General features: G+C 64.2%; 17 protein-coding genes. 13 read left to right on the top strand and 4 right to left on the bottom strand.

Annotated features, from left to right (window positions below):
- The first annotated feature begins 139 nt into the window (after positions 1-139).
- Positions 140-676, top strand: coding sequence for an RNA 2',3'-cyclic phosphodiesterase (thpR, locus tag IVA74_RS13930; RefSeq protein WP_247344420.1), 537 nt, complete (start codon positions 140-142; stop codon positions 674-676).
- Between the two features lie 40 nt (positions 677-716).
- Here the strand turns inward: thpR and IVA74_RS13925 are convergent, their stop codons facing one another.
- Positions 717-971 (bottom strand): type II toxin-antitoxin system VapB family antitoxin, encoded by a 255-nt coding sequence (locus IVA74_RS13925; protein WP_247344416.1) that lies wholly within the window; start codon positions 969-971, stop codon positions 717-719.
- A 139-nt stretch (positions 972-1110) separates the two neighbouring features.
- On the opposite strand from IVA74_RS13925, the gene zapE reads away from it, so the two are divergent.
- The 10 genes from zapE to IVA74_RS13875 all read left to right on the top strand — a co-directional run bounded on the left by zapE (position 1111) and on the right by IVA74_RS13875 (position 13679).
- A complete protein-coding gene (gene zapE, locus IVA74_RS13920; protein WP_247344414.1) occupies positions 1111-2295 on the top strand; it encodes a cell division protein ZapE in 1185 nt (394 codons plus the stop codon).
- Positions 2296-2536: 241 nt separating this feature from the next.
- On the top strand, positions 2537-3505 hold the full coding sequence (gene mdh, locus IVA74_RS13915) for a malate dehydrogenase (protein WP_247344412.1): 969 nt from the start codon (positions 2537-2539) through the stop codon (positions 3503-3505).
- A 202-nt stretch (positions 3506-3707) separates the two neighbouring features.
- Entirely contained in the window at positions 3708-4904 is a 1197-nt protein-coding gene (sucC, locus tag IVA74_RS13910; protein ID WP_247344410.1) for an ADP-forming succinate--CoA ligase subunit beta, read from the top strand.
- A 4-nt stretch (positions 4905-4908) separates the two neighbouring features.
- Positions 4909-5388: a DUF1579 family protein gene (locus tag IVA74_RS13905; protein ID WP_247344408.1), complete on the top strand. Its 480-nt coding sequence runs from the start codon at positions 4909-4911 to the stop codon at positions 5386-5388.
- A 34-nt stretch (positions 5389-5422) separates the two neighbouring features.
- The gene (gene sucD / locus IVA74_RS13900; protein WP_247344406.1) at positions 5423-6307 is read left to right on the top strand and encodes a succinate--CoA ligase subunit alpha; all 885 of its coding nucleotides are present in this window, start codon (positions 5423-5425) and stop codon (positions 6305-6307) included.
- Between the two features lie 137 nt (positions 6308-6444).
- Positions 6445-9414: a 2-oxoglutarate dehydrogenase E1 component gene (locus tag IVA74_RS13895; protein ID WP_247344404.1), complete on the top strand. Its 2970-nt coding sequence runs from the start codon at positions 6445-6447 to the stop codon at positions 9412-9414.
- Positions 9415-9595: 181 nt separating this feature from the next.
- Positions 9596-10843: a 2-oxoglutarate dehydrogenase complex dihydrolipoyllysine-residue succinyltransferase gene (gene odhB / locus IVA74_RS13890; protein WP_247344402.1), complete on the top strand. Its 1248-nt coding sequence runs from the start codon at positions 9596-9598 to the stop codon at positions 10841-10843.
- A 64-nt stretch (positions 10844-10907) separates the two neighbouring features.
- The gene (locus IVA74_RS13885) at positions 10908-11657 is read left to right on the top strand and encodes an SDR family oxidoreductase (protein WP_247344400.1); all 750 of its coding nucleotides are present in this window, start codon (positions 10908-10910) and stop codon (positions 11655-11657) included.
- A 57-nt stretch (positions 11658-11714) separates the two neighbouring features.
- Entirely contained in the window at positions 11715-13115 is a 1401-nt protein-coding gene (gene lpdA, locus IVA74_RS13880) for a dihydrolipoyl dehydrogenase (protein WP_247344397.1), read from the top strand.
- 33 nt (positions 13116-13148) lie between these two features.
- Entirely contained in the window at positions 13149-13679 is a 531-nt protein-coding gene (locus tag IVA74_RS13875) for a hypothetical protein (protein ID WP_247344395.1), read from the top strand.
- Between the two features lie 97 nt (positions 13680-13776).
- Here IVA74_RS13875 and IVA74_RS13870 read toward each other — a convergent pair whose 3' ends face one another.
- Positions 13777-14367 carry a DUF4337 domain-containing protein gene (locus IVA74_RS13870; RefSeq protein WP_247344391.1) on the bottom strand — a complete coding sequence of 197 codons (591 nt, stop codon included), beginning with the start codon at positions 14365-14367 and terminating at the stop codon, positions 13777-13779.
- Between the two features lie 120 nt (positions 14368-14487).
- On the opposite strand from IVA74_RS13870, the gene IVA74_RS13865 reads away from it, so the two are divergent.
- A complete protein-coding gene (locus IVA74_RS13865; protein WP_247344388.1) occupies positions 14488-15051 on the top strand; it encodes a hypothetical protein in 564 nt (187 codons plus the stop codon).
- Positions 15052-15055: 4 nt separating this feature from the next.
- On the opposite strand, the gene IVA74_RS13860 is transcribed toward IVA74_RS13865, so the two are convergent.
- The gene (locus IVA74_RS13860; RefSeq protein WP_247344385.1) at positions 15056-16021 is read right to left on the bottom strand and encodes a tyrosine recombinase XerC; all 966 of its coding nucleotides are present in this window, start codon (positions 16019-16021) and stop codon (positions 15056-15058) included.
- Between the two features lie 111 nt (positions 16022-16132).
- Between IVA74_RS13860 and IVA74_RS13855 the strand changes: the two genes are divergently transcribed.
- On the top strand, positions 16133-18343 hold the full coding sequence (locus IVA74_RS13855) for a primosomal protein N' (protein ID WP_247344383.1): 2211 nt from the start codon (positions 16133-16135) through the stop codon (positions 18341-18343).
- Here the strand turns inward: IVA74_RS13855 and IVA74_RS13850 are convergent.
- Positions 18301-18511, bottom strand: a 211-nt coding sequence (locus IVA74_RS13850) for a hypothetical protein (RefSeq protein WP_247344380.1), incomplete at its 5' end; no start/stop codon positions are given. The two genes, IVA74_RS13855 and IVA74_RS13850, sit on opposite strands and share 43 nt — an antisense overlap.

The following is an 18511-nucleotide window of genomic DNA, read 5'->3' as shown; positions in this document are numbered from 1 at the left end:
ACCGGGGTAAGGCGCGCGATGCTTCGCAGGGTCACACAACTGCGATAGGAATTGGGGTACCGGTGATTCGTCGCCGGCTCTAAAATTTGGATATGGTCTTTCCGAAGGGATCATGCCCAAGCATCGGGAGTGCGAAACGATGCCGCGTTTGTTCACCGGTCTGGAAATTCCGGCCGAGATTGGCCAGTCGCTTTCCAATTTGCGGGGCGGGCTTCCCGGCGCCCGCTGGATCGATCCCGAAAATTACCACGTCACCCTGCGTTTCATCGGCAATATCGACGGCATGTCCGCCAACGAAATCGCCTCGATGCTGTTTCGCGTCGACCGCAAGCCGTTCGAGGTGAAGGTGCAGGGCCTCACCAGTTTCGGGGGGCGCAAGCCGCGCGCGGTGGTCGCAACCATCGTGCCAAGCAAGCCGCTGATGGAATTGCAGGCCGAGCTCGAGCGCATGATGCAGCGGATCGGCCTCGACCCTGAAGGCCGCAAGTTCATCCCGCATGTCACGCTGGCTCGTCTGCACGACGCCACCGACCGAGATGTCGCCGACTATCTCTCGCTGCGCGGCTATTTTCCCAGCAAGGCGTTCACGGCCGAACGCTTCGTGCTGTTCTCGTCCCGCGCCTCCACCGGCGGCGGGCCGTATGTGGTCGAAGACGCTTACGAGTTGTGTGAGTGAGCTTGGCTCGCAAGCCATATGGCGCGTGGCGTCTGTCGCGTCAGGATGGCAATCCGTGTTTGTCATAGACAACGATTTCGCCTGCCGTCTGGTCGGCTACCACAGGTAGCTCGCTCCAGCGTCGGCGGATCGCGGCCATGTCGTCCAAGAGAGCAGTTTTGCGATGCTGATTGTCGATCCGGCTAAGCCGCTCCTCGATAGCTCGCTTCGTCGCGACAACAACGGTCTCGCCGGTGAGTTGCGCCAGCCTCCACGCGAGATGCTCGGTCTCGGGGTCCTCGATACTAAGAGCCATGTCAGGAACCTCAAAGGAGCCGCTTAACTCTCTGATATTTCAATCATCCGCCCGCACCCACGTGGACGAGGGTAAGCGCATACGCCCGTTGCGCCAATACACAGTTGCAATTCACGCCGGTCTCTGGCCGTAAAGAGCCATGCTTTCGACTCCCAGTTCCCCATTCCGCGAGGCGTATCAGGCCCTGATCGTATCAGGCGCGATCGAGCCCGACGCTGCGCAGGCCGAAATCGCCGAAGCCTACACGGCGCTCGACCAGCGGCTCGCCGATTACAAGCCGCCGCGCAAGCAGGGCCTGCTCAGTCGCCTGTTCAGCAGCGACAAGGACGAGGCGCCGCACGGGCTCTACGTCCATGGCGAGGTCGGCCGCGGCAAGACCATGCTGATGGACCTGTTCTTTCAGCACAGTACCGTCGAGCACAAGCGGCGCGCGCATTTCCACGAGTTCATGGCCGATGTGCACGAGCGCATCTACGACTATCGCCAGGGCATCGCGCGCGGCGAGATCGCCGACGGCGACGTCATCATGCTGACCGCGAACGCCATCTTCGAGGAGAGCTGGCTGCTCTGCTTCGACGAATTCCACGTCACCGACATCGCCGACGCGATGATCCTCGGCCGCCTGTTCGCAAAGCTGCTGGAACTCGGCACCGTGGTGGTCGCGACCTCCAACGTCGCGCCTGACGATCTCTACAAGGGCGGCCTGAACCGTTCGCTGTTCCTGCCGTTCATCCAGCAGATCACCGACCACATGGACGTGCTGCGGCTCGACGCGCGCACCGACTTCCGGCTGGAAAAACTTCAGGGCGTGCCGATGTGGCTGACGCCGGCAGACACTGAGGCGGACACCGCGCTCGACCGCGCCTGGTCGAAGATGTCCGGCAGCGCCAAATGCAAGCCGCGCGATATTTCGATCAAGGGGCGCATCCTGCACGTGCCGTGCTCGGCCCCCGGCGTGGCGCGGTTTTCGTTCGCCGATCTCTGCGAGAAGCCGCTCGGCGCATCCGACTATCTCAGGCTGGCGCACGACTATCACACTATCCTGGTCGACCATATTCCAGTGATGGACCTCTCCCAGCGCAACGCCGCCAAGCGCTTCATCACGCTGATCGACACACTCTATGACAATGCCGTGAAGCTGATGGCTTCCGCCGATGCCAACCCGATCTCGCTGTACCTCGCCCACGAGGGCAACGAGGCCAACGAGTTCAAGCGGACGTCGTCGCGCCTGATTGAAATGAGCTCGGAATCCTATCTGGCGCTGCCCCACGGCCGCAAGGATTCCACCGCCAGCGGCTCGACCAAGGGCTTGGTGGAGACTTAAAAGGGCTTGGTGGAGACTTAAGTCCTATTTGCCAGCGCTGTCATTCCGGGGGCCGCGACGGAGCCCGTCATCGGGCCATGTTTCGTGCAAACCGGTTGGATGCGCTCTGGAATGACAGGGATGCGCTCCAATACGCGGCAAGCCCGACAAATGGGCAACCGGCGACTTGAACGGGGGAGGCTAAAGGGATAACCACCCGTCTCAGTTTTCCCCTCCTGACGTGTCTAAAGGACAGGTTCACATGGCGCGCGACAAGATTGCTTTGATTGGCTCCGGTCAGATCGGCGGAACGTTGGCTCATCTCATCGGCTTGAAAGAGCTGGGCGATGTGGTGATGTTCGACATCGCCGAGGGCGTGCCGCAGGGCAAGGCGCTCGACATCGCGCAGTCCTCGCCGGTCGACGGCTTTGACGCGCATTTCACCGGCGCGAACTCCTACGAGGCGCTCGACAACGCAAAAGTCTGCATCGTCACCGCCGGCGTGCCGCGCAAGCCCGGCATGAGCCGCGACGACCTCCTCTCCATCAACCTCAAGGTCATGGAGCAGGTCGGCGCCGGCATCAAGAAGTACGCCCCCGACGCTTTCGTCATCTGCATCACCAACCCGCTCGACGCGATGGTCTGGGCGCTGCAGAAGGCTTCCGGCCTGCCGCACAAGAAGGTCGTCGGCATGGCCGGCGTGCTGGATTCGTCGCGCTTCCGCTACTTCCTGGCCGACGAATTCAACGTCTCGGTCGAAGACGTCACCGCCTTCGTGCTGGGCGGCCATGGCGACACCATGGTGCCGCTGGTGAAGTACTCCACCGTCGCCGGCATCCCGCTGCCCGACCTCATCAAGATGGGCTGGACCTCGCAGGCGCGCCTCGACGAGATCGTCGACCGCACCCGCAACGGCGGCGCCGAGATCGTCAATCTGCTCAAGACCGGCTCGGCCTTCTACGCGCCCGCGGCCTCCGCGATCGCGATGGCCGAGAGCTATCTGCGCGACAAGAAGCGCGTGCTGGCCTCAGCCGCCTACCTGAACGGCGAATACGGCGTGAAGGACATGTATGTCGGCGTGCCCGTCGTGATCGGCTCCAAGGGTGTCGAGCGCGTCGTCGAGATCGAACTCGTCGGCAAGGACCGCGAGGCCTTCGACAAGTCGGTCGGCGCGGTTCAAGGCCTGGTCGACGCCTGCAAGAAGATCGCACCCGATCTTCTCGGCCGCTAAGGTCAAAACGTCCCCGCCGAAGACCGAAACCGGTCTTCGGCGGTTTCATTTCCGGGGGCCGCGTCGGGCGGGTTCCGGGTCCGCAGGTCCAGAGATCGATGTCAAAGAATCCGAGTTGCAGTTCCTGTGGTATATGGTATGCCAGCCACAAGACTGAGGTGGGCCCCTGCGGTCACCGCCCGCGGGTTCAGGGAGCGACCATATGAATATCCATGAATATCAGGCCAAAGCGCTGCTGAATGAGTTCGGCGTGGCGATCTCCAAGGGCGTTGCGGTCCTGAAGGCGGCAGACGCAGACGCAGCGGCCAAGGCCCTCCCGGGCCCGGTCTGGGTGGTCAAGAGCCAGATCCACGCCGGCGGCCGCGGCAAGGGCAAGTTCAAGGAAGCATCCGCCGGCGACAAGGGCGGCGTCCGCATCGCCAAGTCGGCCGCGGAGGTCTCCGAGTTCGCCAAGCAGATGCTCGGCGCCACGCTCGTGACGATCCAGACCGGCGCCGCCGGCAAGCAGGTCAACCGCCTCTACATCGAGGACGGCTCCGACATCGACAAGGAATTCTATCTTTCGATCCTGGTCGACCGCGAGACCTCTCGCGTCTCGTTCGTGGTATCGACCGAGGGCGGCGTCAACATCGAGGACGTCGCGCACAACAGCCCCGAAAAGATCGTGACCTTCTCGATCGATCCCGCGACCGGCATCATGGGCCATCACGGCCGCACCGTCGCCAACGCGCTGAAGCTTTCCGGCGATCTCGCCAAGCAGGCAGAGAAGCTCACCGCGCAGCTCTACGCGGCGTTCGTCGCCAAGGACATGTCGATGCTGGAGATCAACCCGCTGGTCGTGACCAAGCAGGGCCAGCTCCGCGTGCTCGACGCAAAAGTGTCGTTCGACGACAACGCGCTGTTCCGTCACCCCGAGGTGCTGGCGCTGCGCGACGAGACCGAGGAAGACGCCAAGGAAATCGAGGCGTCGAAGTACGATCTCAACTACGTCACGCTCGACGGCAACATCGGCTGCATGGTCAACGGCGCCGGTCTCGCCATGGCGACGATGGACATCATCAAGCTCTACGGCATGGCGCCGGCGAACTTCCTCGACGTCGGCGGCAGCGCCAGCAAGGAAAAGGTCGCGGCCGCCTTCAAGATCATCACCGCCGATCCCAACGTGAAGGGCATCCTGGTCAACATCTTCGGTGGCATCATGAAGTGCGACGTGATCGCCGAAGGCGTCACGGCTGCGGTGCGCGAAGTCGGCCTCAGCGTGCCGCTGGTGGTTCGCCTTGAAGGCACCAATGTCGAACTGGGCAAGAAGATCATCCGCGAATCCGGCCTCAACGTGGTGCCGGCTGACAATCTCGACGACGCCGCGCAGAAGATCGTGAAGGCCGTCAAGGGAGGCTAAGGCCATGACCCAGGACCATCTCGCCGCATCATCCCCGCTGCCGGAGCACGCGCGTCTTGCCGCGTTCGCCGGCGAATGGAATGGCGAAGAGGTGGTCTTTCCGTCGCGCTGGACGGAAGGCGGGCCGGCGACCTCGCACGTCGTGGCGCAAATGGATCTCAACGGGTTCTACCTGATCCAGGACTCGGTTCAGATGCGCGACGGCAAGCAGGTCTTCGCCACCCACGGTATCTTCACCTTCGACCGCGAGGACCGGACCTACAAATTGTTCTGGTACGACTCGCTCGGCTACACGCCGCCCTCGCCTGCCTCCGGCGGCTGGGTCGGGAAGACCCTGACACTGGTGCGCGGCTCGCTCCGCGGCAATGCGCGCCACGTCTACGAAATCATCGACGACGATTCCTATTCGTTGAAGATCCAGTTCTCGCCGGACGCGGAAGGCTGGGCCGACGTCCTCACCGGCGTCTACCGCCGCATCCACTGACCTCTCACACGTTAGTTTCCCGAAAGCAGACCTCATGTCCATCCTGATCGACAAGAACACCAAGGTCATCTGCCAGGGCTTTACCGGCAAGAACGGCACCTTCCACTCGGAGGCCGCGATTGCCTACGGCACCAAGATGGTCGGCGGCACTTCGCCGGGCAAAGGCGGCGCGACGCATCTGGGCCTGCCGGTGTTCGACACCGTGCGCGAGGCGCGTGAGAAGACCGGCGCCGACGCGTCCGTGATCTACGTGCCGCCGCCGGGCGCGGCCGATGCGATCTGCGAAGCCATCGATGCCGAGGTCCCGCTGATCGTCTGCATCACCGAGGGCATTCCTGTCATCGACATGGTGCGCGTGAAGCGTTCGCTGGCCGGTTCCAAGTCGCGCCTGATCGGGCCGAACTGCCCGGGCGTCATGACCGCCGGCGAGTGCAAGATCGGCATCATGCCGGCCAACATCTTCAAGACCGGCAGCGTCGGCATCGTCTCCCGCTCCGGCACCCTGACCTACGAAGCCGTGTTCCAGACCAGCCAGGAAGGCCTCGGCCAGACCACCGCGGTCGGCATTGGTGGCGACCCGGTCAAGGGAACCGAGTTCATCGACGTGTTGGAAATGCTGCTGGGCGACCCCAAGACCGAGTCGATCATCATGATCGGCGAGATCGGCGGTTCCGCCGAGGAAGACGCCGCCCAGTTCCTCAAGGACGAAGCCAAGCGCGGCCGCAAGAAGCCGATGGTCGGTTTCATTGCCGGTGTTACGGCCCCTCCCGGCCGCCGCATGGGCCATGCCGGCGCGATCATTTCGGGCGGCAAGGGCGACGCGGGTTCCAAGACCGACGCGATGAAATCGGCAGGAATTACAGTGTCTCCGTCTCCCGCCCGCCTTGGGCACACGCTTGCCGAAAAATTGAAGGGCTAATTCACTCCTTCGCACTTTTCCGGGCGAAGTTTCGCAGCAAATAGGGTAAATGGTGCCTGTCGCGCTGGTCCTCTGCCGGGGAGCCCAGCGCCAGCGCCGTTTGTTATGCGCGAACCGAAATCGCCAGGAACTCAAGTATGTCTCGCCAAGACGCGAACGCAGCCTTTGCCCTCTCCTCCTTTTTGCAGGGCACCAACGCCACCTACATCGATGAAATCTACGCCCGCTACGAGAAGGATCCGTCGTCGGTGGATGCCGAGTGGCAGGACTTCTTCAAGAGCCTCAACGACCAGCCGGCCGACATCAGCAAGAATGCCGAAGGCCCGTCCTGGGAGCGCGCCAACTGGCCGCTGACCCCGCAGGACGATCTGACCTCCGCCCTGGACGGCAATTGGGCGGAAGTCGAGAAGTCGGTCGGTGCCAAGATCGCCGCCAAGGCGCAGGCCAAGGGCGGCGACAAGGGCGGCGGCCTCTCCTCCGCCGACCTGCTCCAGGCCACGCGCGACTCGGTCCGCGCCCTGATGCTGATCCGGTCCTACCGCATGCGTGGTCATTTCCACGCCAAGCTCGATCCGCTCGGCATCGAAGCCCAGCGCAATCGCGAAGAACTCGATCCGCGGACCTACGGCTTCAGCGAAGCCGATTTCGACCGCAAGATCTTCCTCGACCATGTGCTCGGTCTCGAATACGCCAACTTGCGCGAAATCACCGCGATCTGCGAGCGCACCTACTGCCAGACGCTCGGCGTCGAGTTCATGCACATCACCAACGCGGCGCAGAAGGCGTGGATCCAGGAGCGGATCGAGGGGCCGGACAAGGAAATCTCCTTCACCCGCGAAGGCCGTCGCGCCATCCTGATGAAGCTAGTCGAAGCCGAAGGTTTCGAGAAATTCTGCGACACCAAGTTCACCGGCACCAAGCGCTTCGGCCTGGACGGTGCTGAATCGCTGATCCCCGCGCTCGAGCAGATCATCAAGCGCGGCGGCAATCTCGGTGTGAAGGAGGTCGTGCTGGGCATGCCGCATCGCGGCCGCCTCAACGTGCTAACCCAGGTGATGGGCAAGCCGCATCGCGCGCTGTTCCACGAGTTCAAGGGCGGCTCGGCCAACCCTGACGCGGTCGAAGGCTCGGGCGACGTCAAATATCACCTCGGCGCATCTTCGGATCGCGAGTTCGACGGCAACCGCATCCATCTGTCGCTGACTGCCAACCCCTCGCATCTCGAGATCGTCGATCCCGTCGTGCTCGGAAAAGTCCGCGCCAAGCAGGATCAGCACGGCGATCCGCCGGACCAGCGCATCTCGGTGATGCCGCTCCTGATGCACGGCGACGCAGCGTTTGCCGGCCAGGGTGTGGTCGCGGAATGCTTCGGCCTGTCGGACCTGAAGGGCTACCGCACCGGCGGCTCCGTGCACTTCATCGTCAACAACCAGATCGGCTTCACCACCTATCCGCGTTATTCCCGTTCTTCGCCGTATCCGTCGGATGTTGCGAAGATGATCGACGCGCCGATCTTCCACGTCAACGGCGACGATCCGGAGGCCGTGGTGTTCGCGGCCAAGGTCGCGACCGAGTTCCGGCAGAAATTCCACAAGCCCGTCGTCATCGACATGTTCTGCTACCGCAGGCATGGCCATAACGAGGGCGACGAGCCGGCTTTCACCCAGCCGGTGATGTACAAGAAGATCGCGGCCCATCCGTCGACGCTCGAACTCTATGCCCGTCGCCTGATCAGCGAAGGCGTGCTGACCGAGGGCGAGGTCGAGAAGGCCAAGGCGGACTGGCGCGCGCGGCTCGATGCCGAGCTCGAAGCCGGCTCGGGCTACAAGCCCAACAAGGCCGACTGGCTCGACGGCAAATGGGCCGGCTTCAAGATCGCCGATCAGGAAGAAGATGCGCGGCGCGGCGTCACTGGCGTCGACACCGCAGAACTGAAGGATATCGGCCGCAAGATCACCAAGGTGCCGGACGGTTTCCGCGTCCACCGCACCATCCAGCGCTTCCTCGACAACCGCGCCAAGGCGATCGACACCGGCGCTGGCATCGATTGGGCGACCGGCGAGGCATTGGCGTTCTGCACCCTGCTCAACGAGAACCACCATGTCCGCCTGTCGGGTCAGGATTCCGAGCGCGGCACCTTCTCGCAGCGCCACTCCGTCCTGATCGACCAGGAGGACGAGAGCCGCTACACGCCGTACAACCATCTCGGCCACGAGCAGGGTCATTACGAGGTCATCAACTCGCTGCTGTCGGAAGAAGCGGTGCTCGGCTTCGAGTACGGCTACTCGCTCGCCGAGCCGAACACGCTGACGCTGTGGGAAGCCCAGTTCGGCGACTTCGCCAACGGCGCGCAGGTCGTGTTCGATCAGTTCATCTCCTCGGGCGAGCGCAAATGGCTGCGCATGTCCGGCCTCGTCTGCCTCTTGCCGCACGGCTATGAGGGCCAGGGACCGGAGCATTCCTCGGCGCGGCTCGAGCGTTTCCTGCAGATGTGCGCCGAAGACAACATGCAGGTGGTCTATCCGACCACGCCGGCGAACTACTTCCACGTGCTGCGCCGGCAGCTTCATCGCGAGATCCGCAAGCCGCTGATCGTGATGACGCCGAAGTCGCTGCTGCGTCACAAGCGGGCGGTGTCGCGTCTCGAGGAGCTTGCGAAGGGTACGACCTTCCACCGCATCCTCTACGATGACGCCCAGATGCAGCCAAGCGAGGCGACCAAGCTCGTTCCCGACGAGAAGATCCGTCGCATCGTGCTCTGCACCGGCAAGGTCTATTACGATCTCTACGAGGAGCGCGAGAAGCGCGGCATCGACGACATCTACCTGATGCGCGTCGAGCAGCTCTATCCGGTGCCGCTGAAGGCGCTGGTGGCCGAGCTGTCGCGTTTCAAGAAGGCCGAAATGGTGTGGTGCCAGGAAGAGCCGCGCAACATGGGTGCCTGGCACTTCATCGAGCCTTATCTGGAATGGGTCCTGAACCAGGTGAACGGTGTGAGCCGGCGTCCGCGTTATGTCGGCCGCGCCGCTTCCGCCGCGACCGCCACTGGCTTGATGTCGAAGCATCAGGCGCAGTTGAAGGCGTTCCTGGACGAAGCATTGAGCTGAGCTTTTCGAGCTGCGTCATGCCCCGCCTTGTGCGCAATGGCGCACTGGAGCGGGGCATCCGGCAAACCGTGGCGTCCGTGGTGAATGCGAACGTTTGGGCTTGCTGGATGGCCTGCTTTTCGCCGGCCGATGACACCTGAAAATTCCCGACCGCATTGGCGATCTCCTTAAGGAAAAGACCATGACTGAAATTCGTGTGCCGACCCTCGGCGAATCCGTCACTGAGGCCACCATCGGCCGCTGGTTCAAGAAGGCCGGCGATCCCGTCGCCGTCGACGAGCCCTTGGTGGAGCTCGAGACTGACAAGGTCACCATCGAAGTCCCGGCGCCCTCCGCCGGCACGCTGAGCGAGATCGTCGCCGCCGATGGCGCGACCGTTGCGGTTGGTGCGCTGCTCGGCCAGATCACCGAGGGCGCCGCTGGCGCTGCCAAGCCGGCTGCCGCTGCGCCCGCAAAGCCCGCGGCTGCCGCTCCTGCCGCCGCCGCCGCGGCTGCTCCCGCTGCGGCGTCAAAGGCGCCGCCGGCCGACGCCCCGCTCGCCCCGTCCGTGCGCAAACTCTCGGCTGAGACCGGCATCGACGCCTCGACCGTTCCGGGCTCCGGCAAGGACGGCCGCGTCACCAAGGGCGACATGCTCGCCGCGATCGAGCGTGCGGCGTCTGCGCCGACCCCGGTCAACCAGCCCGCCGCCGCCGTTCAGGTCCGCGCGCCGTCGCCGGCCGATGACGCCGCCCGCGAAGAGCGCGTCAAGATGACCCGGCTGCGCCAGACCATCGCGCGCCGCCTCAAGGACGTGCAGAACACCGCGGCGATGCTCACGACCTTCAACGAGGTCGACATGACCAACGTCATGGCGCTGCGTGCCCACTACAAGGATGCGTTCGAGAAGAAGCACGGCTCGAAGCTCGGCTTCATGGGCTTCTTCACCAAGGCCGTCGTGCAGGCGCTGAAGGACATCCCGGCTGTCAATGCCGAGATCGACGGCACCGATCTGATCTACAAGAACTACTACCACATCGGCGTCGCCGTCGGCACCGACAAGGGCCTCGTCGTGCCCGTGGTGCGCGACTGCGACAACAAGTCGATCGCCGACATCGAGAAGGGCATCGCCGATTTCGGCCGCCGCGCCCGCGACGGCCAGCTCAAGATCGACGAGATGCAGGGCGGCACCTTCACCATCACCAATGGCGGCATCTACGGCTCGCTGATGTCGACCCCGATCCTGAATGCGCCGCAGTCGGCCATCCTCGGCATGCACAAGATCCAGGAGCGGCCGATGGCGATCGGCGGCAAGGTCGAGGTCCGCCCGATGATGTACCTGGCACTGTCCTACGATCACCGCGTCATCGACGGCAAGGAAGCCGTCACCTTCCTGGTTCGCGTCAAGGAGAGCCTGGAAGATCCGGCTCGCCTGGTGCTCGATCTCTGATCCCTAATGCTCTGCGAGCGCCGTCGCCTTTCGCGGCGGCGCGTGTCGAACCATGGAGGCGCGCGTGACGGATAAAGTCGTTGTCATCACCGGCGGCAGCCGCGGCATCGGCCGCGCGACCGCGATTGCGGCGGCCGCGCGCGGCTTCCGCGTCGTGGTCGGCTATGCCAGCAACAAGCAGGCCGCCGACGAGGTGGTTGCCGCGATCGAGGCCAGCAACGGCAAGGCGATCGCGGTCAAATGCGACGTCGCGGAGGAAAGCGACATCCTCGCGCTGTTCCAGGCGGCGGACAAGTTCGGCACGCTCGGCGCGCTCGTCAACAATGGCGGCATCGTCGGGACCAGCGGCGTGCGTGTCGACGAGATGTCGGCCGAGCGCATCCAGCGCGTCATGGCGGTCAACGTCACCGGCTCTATCCTCTGCGCCCGCGAAGCGGTGAAGCGGATGTCGACCAAGCATGGCGGCCAGGGCGGCGTCATCGTCAATCTGTCATCGGTTGCCGCCAAGCTCGGCGCACCCAATACCTATGTCGATTATGCTGCCTCCAAAGGCGCGATCGATTCCTTCACCATCGGCCTTGGCTACGAGGTCGCAAGCGAAGGCATCCGCGTCGCGGGCATCCGCCCCGGGCTGATCGACACCGAAATCCACGCCTCCGGCGGTGAGCCCGATCGGCATCATCGTCTGGCCCATATGGTGCCGATGAAGCGCGTCGGCACCGCCGACGAAATCGCCAACGCCATCGTCTGGCTGATGTCGGACGAGGCCTCCTACGTCACCGCAGCCACTCTCGATGTGTCCGGCGGACGCTGACGCGCCGCGCGGACGCTGACACATCCTCATCACGCTAAACTCACGGGACTTTCTCTCATGGCTACCTACGATCTCGTCGTCATCGGCACCGGACCGGGCGGTTATGTCTGCGCGGTGCGCGCAAGCCAGCTCGGCATGAAAGCCGCCGTGGTCGAAAAGAACGCCACGCTCGGTGGCACCTGCCTCAATGTCGGCTGCATGCCGTCGAAGGCGCTGCTGTACGCCTCCGAAATGTTCGAGGAAGCCGGGCACTCCTTCGCCAAGATGGGCGTGTCGGTGTCGGCGCCGAAGCTCGATTTGCCCTCGATGATGAATTTCAAGCAGCAGGGCATCGACGGCAACGTCAAGGGCGTCGAGTTCCTGATGAAGAAGAACAAGATCGACGTGCTCAAGGGCACCGGCAAGATCTTGGGCACCGGCAAGGTCGAGATCTCCGCCGACGGCAAGTCGCAGGTCGTCGAAACCAGGAGCATCGTGATCGCCACCGGCTCGGACATCGCGCGTCTGAAGGGCATCGAGATCGACGAGACCCGCATCGTGTCGTCGACCGGCGCGCTCTCGCTGGACAAGGTCCCCGGCAAGCTGCTGATCGTCGGCGCCGGCGTGATCGGCCTTGAGCTCGGCTCGGTCTGGCATCGTCTCGGCGCCGAAGTGGTCGTCGTCGAATTTTTGGATCGCATCCTGCCCGGCATGGACGGCGAGATCGCCAAGCAATTCCAGCGCATCCTGGAGAAGCAGGGTTTTGCGTTCAAGCTCGGCGCCAAGGTCACAGGCGTGGACACCTCCGGCAAGATGCTGAAGGCGAGGGTCGAGCCCGCCGCCGGCGGCGCTGCCGAGACGCTGGAAGCCGACGTCGTTCTGGTCTGCATCGGCCGCGCGCCGTACACGGACGGGCTGGGGCTGAAGGAAGCGGGTGTAGCGCTCGACAATCGCGGCCGCGTGCAGATCGATCCGCATTTCGCCACCAGCGTGAAGGGCGTCTATGCCATCGGTGACGTCGTGGCGGGCCCGATGCTTGCACACAAGGCCGAGGATGAAGGCGTCGCGGTCGCGGAGATCATCGCCGGGCAGGCCGGTCACGTGAACTACGATGTTATCCCGGGCGTCGTGTATACCACGCCGGAAGTGTCCTGCGTCGGCAAGACCGAGGAGGAGCTGAAGCAGGCGGGCGTGGCTTATACGGTCGGAAAGTTTCCCTTTACCGCCAACGGCCGCTCCAAGGTCAACCAGACCACCGACGGCTTTGTGAAGATTCTCGCAGATGCGAAGACCGATCGCGTGCTCGGCGTGCACATTATCGGCCGCGAAGCCGGCGAAATGATCCATGAAGCGGCCGTTCTCATGGAGTTTGGCGGCAGCGCCGAGGATCTTGCCCGCACCTGTCACGCGCACCCGACCCGCTCGGAGGCCATCAAGGAGGCCGCGCTTGCAGTCGGCAAGCGGGCCATCCATATGTAGGTCGCGCCCAGCTCCGAATCGGGCGGGAAACACATGCTGCGCCGCCTGCTTCAACCGGTCTGGGTCCTGCTTGCGATCATCTTCCTGATCGAAGCCTGGCTGTGGGATCATCTCGAACCGATCGTCGCGCGGGCTGTCGCAATCATTCCGCTCGCGCGGTTCAAGCAATGGCTGTCGGAGCGTGTCGACGCGCTGTCGCCGGCGATGACGCTGATCGTGTTCGCGGTCCCGATCGTTCCGCTGTTTCCGCTCAAGCTGGTCGGCCTGTGGCTGCTCACGCACGAATACTGGACCAGCGCGGTCGTCACGATCCTGTTCGCAAAGCTGCTCGGGGTCGGCGTCACCGCTTTCGTGTTCGACGTGACGCGCGACAAGCTGATGGAGATGGGCTGGTTCGAGCGGCTCTATCAGCTCGTGATGAAGCTGCGCGCCAAGGCCGCCGAGCTGGTCGATCCGGTCAAGCGCCGCATCAGGGAGCTGATCGCCGGCAACGGCGAAGGCTGGTCCTCCCGCACGCTCCGCCTGATCCAGCGTTTTCGCAAGAGCGTGCACGAAGCGCGCTGATCATCGCCACTTGTTCGGTGTCATTGCCCGCGAAGGCGGGCGGCCTACTGGGTGCCCCTTCGCGGAGCATGACAGCGGTGTACGTCTCTTCAGCGCATCAATGCAAATGCAGCAGATGGGGCATCCACAGGCCGAGCGCCGTCATGAAGATGCCGGCCAGGGTCAAAACACCGGCGACATAGGCGAGCGCGATGATGCCGGTGATGATGGTGGCCGAGGCCAGCACGATGCCGATCTGGAAGGCGGCCGACGCCAGTTCGAAGTGATGGTATTTCGCGGTCGCCTCGTCGCGCTCGTGCTCGGCGTGCTTGGCCTTTTCGGCGAGCTGCTCGGTGCCTTCGCCGGTCTCCGGCTCGGAGCGATAGCGCGCCGCGGTCTTGGTCCAGTCGTCGATCTGCTTCTGCACCGTCGCCTTCATGGCGTCGTCGGTGGTGGCGCCGAGCGTGAGCTTGCCCTGCTCGGACGCGGTCAGCACCACGGTGCGGCGAACGCTCTTCGCCTGGAAGAACGCCCAGAGATTGGCGGCCTCGACGTTCTTGCTGATCGATTCGGTCTGGGCGCCCTTGCCGAGCGTCTCCGAGATCGCCAGGAACAGCGCCAGCACGGCGATCAGGAGGGCGATCTTCTTGTTCGAGCCGGACGCGTGCTCGGCATGCTCGGCATGCTCCATGCTTTCATGTGCGCTCATAAGTCCCTCCTGGCTCGGTTCCCCACGATTGACCGAACCGTTGTTCCGGCGCAAGCGCCAAGCGATCATTTGAGCGGATGCTTTAAGGGATTTTTTTGTCATGCGTCTTACGTTCAGCGCATGACTACAGCGGAATTCATCGCCTGGGCGTTTTGGCCGATCGTGGCCCTTTTCGTCGTCCTGCTGGCGGCGATCAGCCATCCCCGGCTGCGCCTCTACGTCATCGTGGCCGCGATCAGCGCGTTCTTCGTCTACTTCGTCCTCGGCCTTCTCTACTGGCGCAGCTCGATCGCGGGCGTCACGGATGCCTATCTGTTCGGCGTGATGTTCTCGCTGACTATGTTTGGATTGGCCCTGCGCAGGTTGATGAACGGCGGCCAGGGTTCGCCACGGCTTTCCAAGTGGAAGCTTGTGGTCGCCCTTGTGCTTGGTGCTGCCGGGACTTGGCTATTCGCCAGCACATTGTATTCGGACTATGCCGAGCCGCGCCTCGTGATTGAGGGGCGCGTGGAGAGCTTACGCGGGTCCGGCAAGCGAATCGCCGAACATCTTGCCGATATCGGGGGTCACACGGTGAAGGCGACGACGCCGGTCTATGACCGCCTCAAGTTCAAGCCCTATGTTCGCGCCGAGATCGGCCGCGGCTCGAACTACATCTTTGACATTGAGTATCTCGCCGACTGATGCCTCACCGCCGCGGATGCGCGCTGGCATAGACTTCCAGCAGCCGCTCGGAATCGATGCCGGTATAGATCTGCGTGGTCGAGAGCGAGGCATGGCCGAGCAATTCCTGAATTGCGCGCAGATCGCCGCCGCGTGACAACAGATGCGTCGCGAAGGAATGGCGAAGCGCGTGCGGCGTGGCGCTGTCGGGCAGGCCGAGCGCGCCGCGCAGCCGCTCCATCGCGAGCTGGATGATGCGCGGGCTCAAGGGCCCGCCGCGTGCGCCGACGAAGATCGGGCCTTCGGCCGGCAGCGGATACGGGCACATCGCGACGTACTCCTGCACGAGCGCGAGCACGTTCTGGAGCACCGGCACCATGCGGGTCTTGTTGCCCTTGCCGGTCACGATCAGCACGTCGCCCTCGCCGGGACGCGGCACCTCGCGGCGCGTCAGGCCAAGCGCTTCGGAGATACGCAGGCCTGATCCATACAGAAGCGCCATCACCGCGGCATCGCGCGCCAAAATCCAGGTCTCGCGATCCTCGCCGGCGCGTTCGTCGGCGTCCGCAAGACGTTTGGCCGACGCCATGGGCAACGGTTTTGGCAGGGTCTTGGCGACTTTCGGCGCGCGGATCGCCGAGAGTGCGCCGACCTTGCCCTTGCCTTCGCGTTCGAGAAAGCGGCCGAACGAGCGCAGGCCCGCGAGTGCGCGCATCAGCGAGCGGCCGGCAATATCGTCGGCGCGGCGCATCGCCATGAAGGCACGGATGTCGGTGGCCTCAAGGGCGGCGAAACGCTTGAGCGTGACGCGCTCGCCCCAATGGGCGCAGAGGAAATCCAGGCACTGCCGCAAGTCGCGGCTATAGGCTTCCAGCGTCTTCGGCGACAGCCGCCGCTCCGCGCCGAGATGGGACAGCCAGCGCGTCATCTCCTGCGCGATCGAGGGATCGGCGCTGGCGAGCTCGATTTGTGGGGCGGCCGCTTTGCTCATGCGCTCTGGACGTAATGATTCCACTCAGTATATCGCATCACACCCGTTTACTGTTCGCTAAGGCCTCCCCCAGGCGTTAGCTTCAAGGCCCCCAGGTTCCGATTCTCCCTCATGGATCATTCGTCGCGCAGCCAGACCGCCCCCGCCAACGCGACCCGCATGGTCGACGTGCTGGTGCCGGTCGCGCTCGACCAGACCTATTCCTACAAGGTGCCGCGCGGGATGGAGCTGAAGGCGGGCGATCTCGTCGGCGTGCCGCTCGGCCCGCGCGAGGTGATCGCGGTGGTCTGGGCCGAAAACGCCAATCCGGATCCGCGCCTGCACAACCGTCTCAAGGAGGTCAGCGAAAAGCTCGACATCCCGCCGTTGAAGCCCGAGCTGCGTTCCGTGGTCGATTGGGTCGCCAATTACACGCTGAGCCCGCGCGGCATGGTGCTGCGCATGTGCCTGCGAATGGGCGAGAACCTCGGCCCAGAGCGGGTGCGCGCCGGCGTGCGCCTGGTCGGTGATTCCCCGCGGCGGCTGACGCCGGCGCGGCAGCGCCTGATCGAGGTGCTGTCGGACCGGCTGCTGCACGGCAAATCGGAAGCCGCCAAGGAAGCCGGCGTTTCGGCCGGCGTGATCGACGGCCTCGTCGACGAAGGCACGCTGACGGTCGAGCCGATGCCGCCGCCTCCGCCGCCGCCGGCTCCCGATCCGGATTTCAGCCGGCCGGATTTCACACAGCTCCAGTGCATTGCTGTCGATACGATGCGCGCGCTCGCGGCCAACGGCACCTTCCACGTCGCGCTGCTCGACGGTGTCACCGGCTCGGGCAAGACCGAGGTTTACTTCGAAGCCGTGGCCGAGGCGATCCGCCGCGGAAGACAGTCGCTGATCCTGATGCCGGAGATCGCGCTGACCGGCCAGTTCCTCGACCGCTTCGCGCAGCGTTTTGGCGTGCGCCCCTTGGAATGGCATTCGGAGCTGACGCCGCGCACCCGCGCGCGCAATTGGGCGGCGATCTCCGAGGGCAGCGCGCCGGTCGTGGTCGGCGCGCGCTCGGCGCTGTTTCTCCCTTACGGCAATCTCGGCCTCATCGTCGTCGATGAAGAGCACGACCAGGCCTACAAGCAGGACGAGGGCGTCCATTATCACGCGCGCGACATGGCGGTGGTGCGCGCGCATATCGCAAAGGTCCCGATCGTGCTGGCCTCGGCGACGCCGTCGGTCGAATCCGAGGTCAATGCGCGCAAGAACCGCTATCAGCGCATCGCGCTGCCGTCGCGCTTCGGCGGTCAGCACATGCCGCATATCGAGGCCATCGACATGCGCCGCGGGCCGCCGGCGCGCGGCCGCTTCATCTCGCCGCGACTCGCTTCCGAGATCAAAATCGCGATCGAAAAGCGCGAGCAGGCGCTGCTGTTCCTCAATCGCCGCGGCTATGCGCCGCTGACGCTGTGCCGCGCCTGCGGTCATCGCTTCGCGTGCACCATCTGCGATGCCTGGCTGGTCGATCATCGCTTTCGCCAGCGGCTCGTCTGTCACCATTGCGGCTTCTCGATGCCGCGTCCGCAGATCTGTCCGCATTGTTCGGCGGAAGAAACGCTGGTCGCGGTCGGTCCCGGCGTCGAGCGCTTGCAGGAGGAAGCGGCCGCGCTATTCCCGGAAGCGCGCACCATGGTGCTGTCGAGCGATCTCATCACCTCGATCGAGACGATGCGCTCCGAGCTGAATGATATCGCGGAGGGCCGCGTCGACATCATCATCGGCACGCAGCTGGTCGCCAAGGGCCACAATTTCCCGCGGCTCAATCTCGTCGGCGTGGTCGATGCGGATCTCGGCCTGTCCAATGGCGATCCGCGTGCATCGGAACGCACCTGGCAATTGCTCAACCAGGTGATCGGCCGCGCCGGGCGCGAGCAGGGCCGCGGCGTCGGCTATCTCCAGACCCACCAGCCCGACCATCCCGTGATGAAGGCGTTGATCGCCTGCGACCGCGAAGCCTTCTACGACAGCGAGATCGACTTGCGCGAGCGCACGCTCTATCCGCCGTTCGGGCGGCTCGCGAGCCTGATCATTTCCGCCGGCGACCGACCGAGCGCCGAAGGATTTGGCCGCCGTCTCGTGGCGCTCGCGCCGCGCGACGAGCGCGTGGTGGTGCTGGGCCCGGCGGAAGCCCCGCTCGCGGTCATCAAAGGCCGCTACCGCTTCCGCATCCTGGTGAAATCGGCGCGCGGCTTCGACCTGTCGGATTATTTGCGCAACTGGCTTGCCGTGTGCCCGAAGCCGAAAGGCAATCAAAAGCTCGAAGTCGACGTCGATCCGCAGAGCTTTTTATAGGGACTACAAAACTCTCTCCCCGTCATTGCGAGCGCAGCGAAGCAATCCAGATTCTCTCCACGGAAGCCGTCTGGATTGCTCACATGGGGATTTGGTGTGTCAAGGCGGATGTTCAGCTTTTTGTTTGATTGCTGCCAGCTTTTCGTCCCGACCGCTGGGTCTTTCGGA

Origin of the sequence: Bradyrhizobium sp. 132 (assembly GCF_023074185.1) — a bacterium.
Classification (GTDB): domain Bacteria; phylum Pseudomonadota; class Alphaproteobacteria; order Rhizobiales; family Xanthobacteraceae; genus Bradyrhizobium.
The sequence above is the reverse complement of the archived record's forward strand: the minus strand, read 5'-3'. Positions and strand labels throughout refer to the sequence as shown.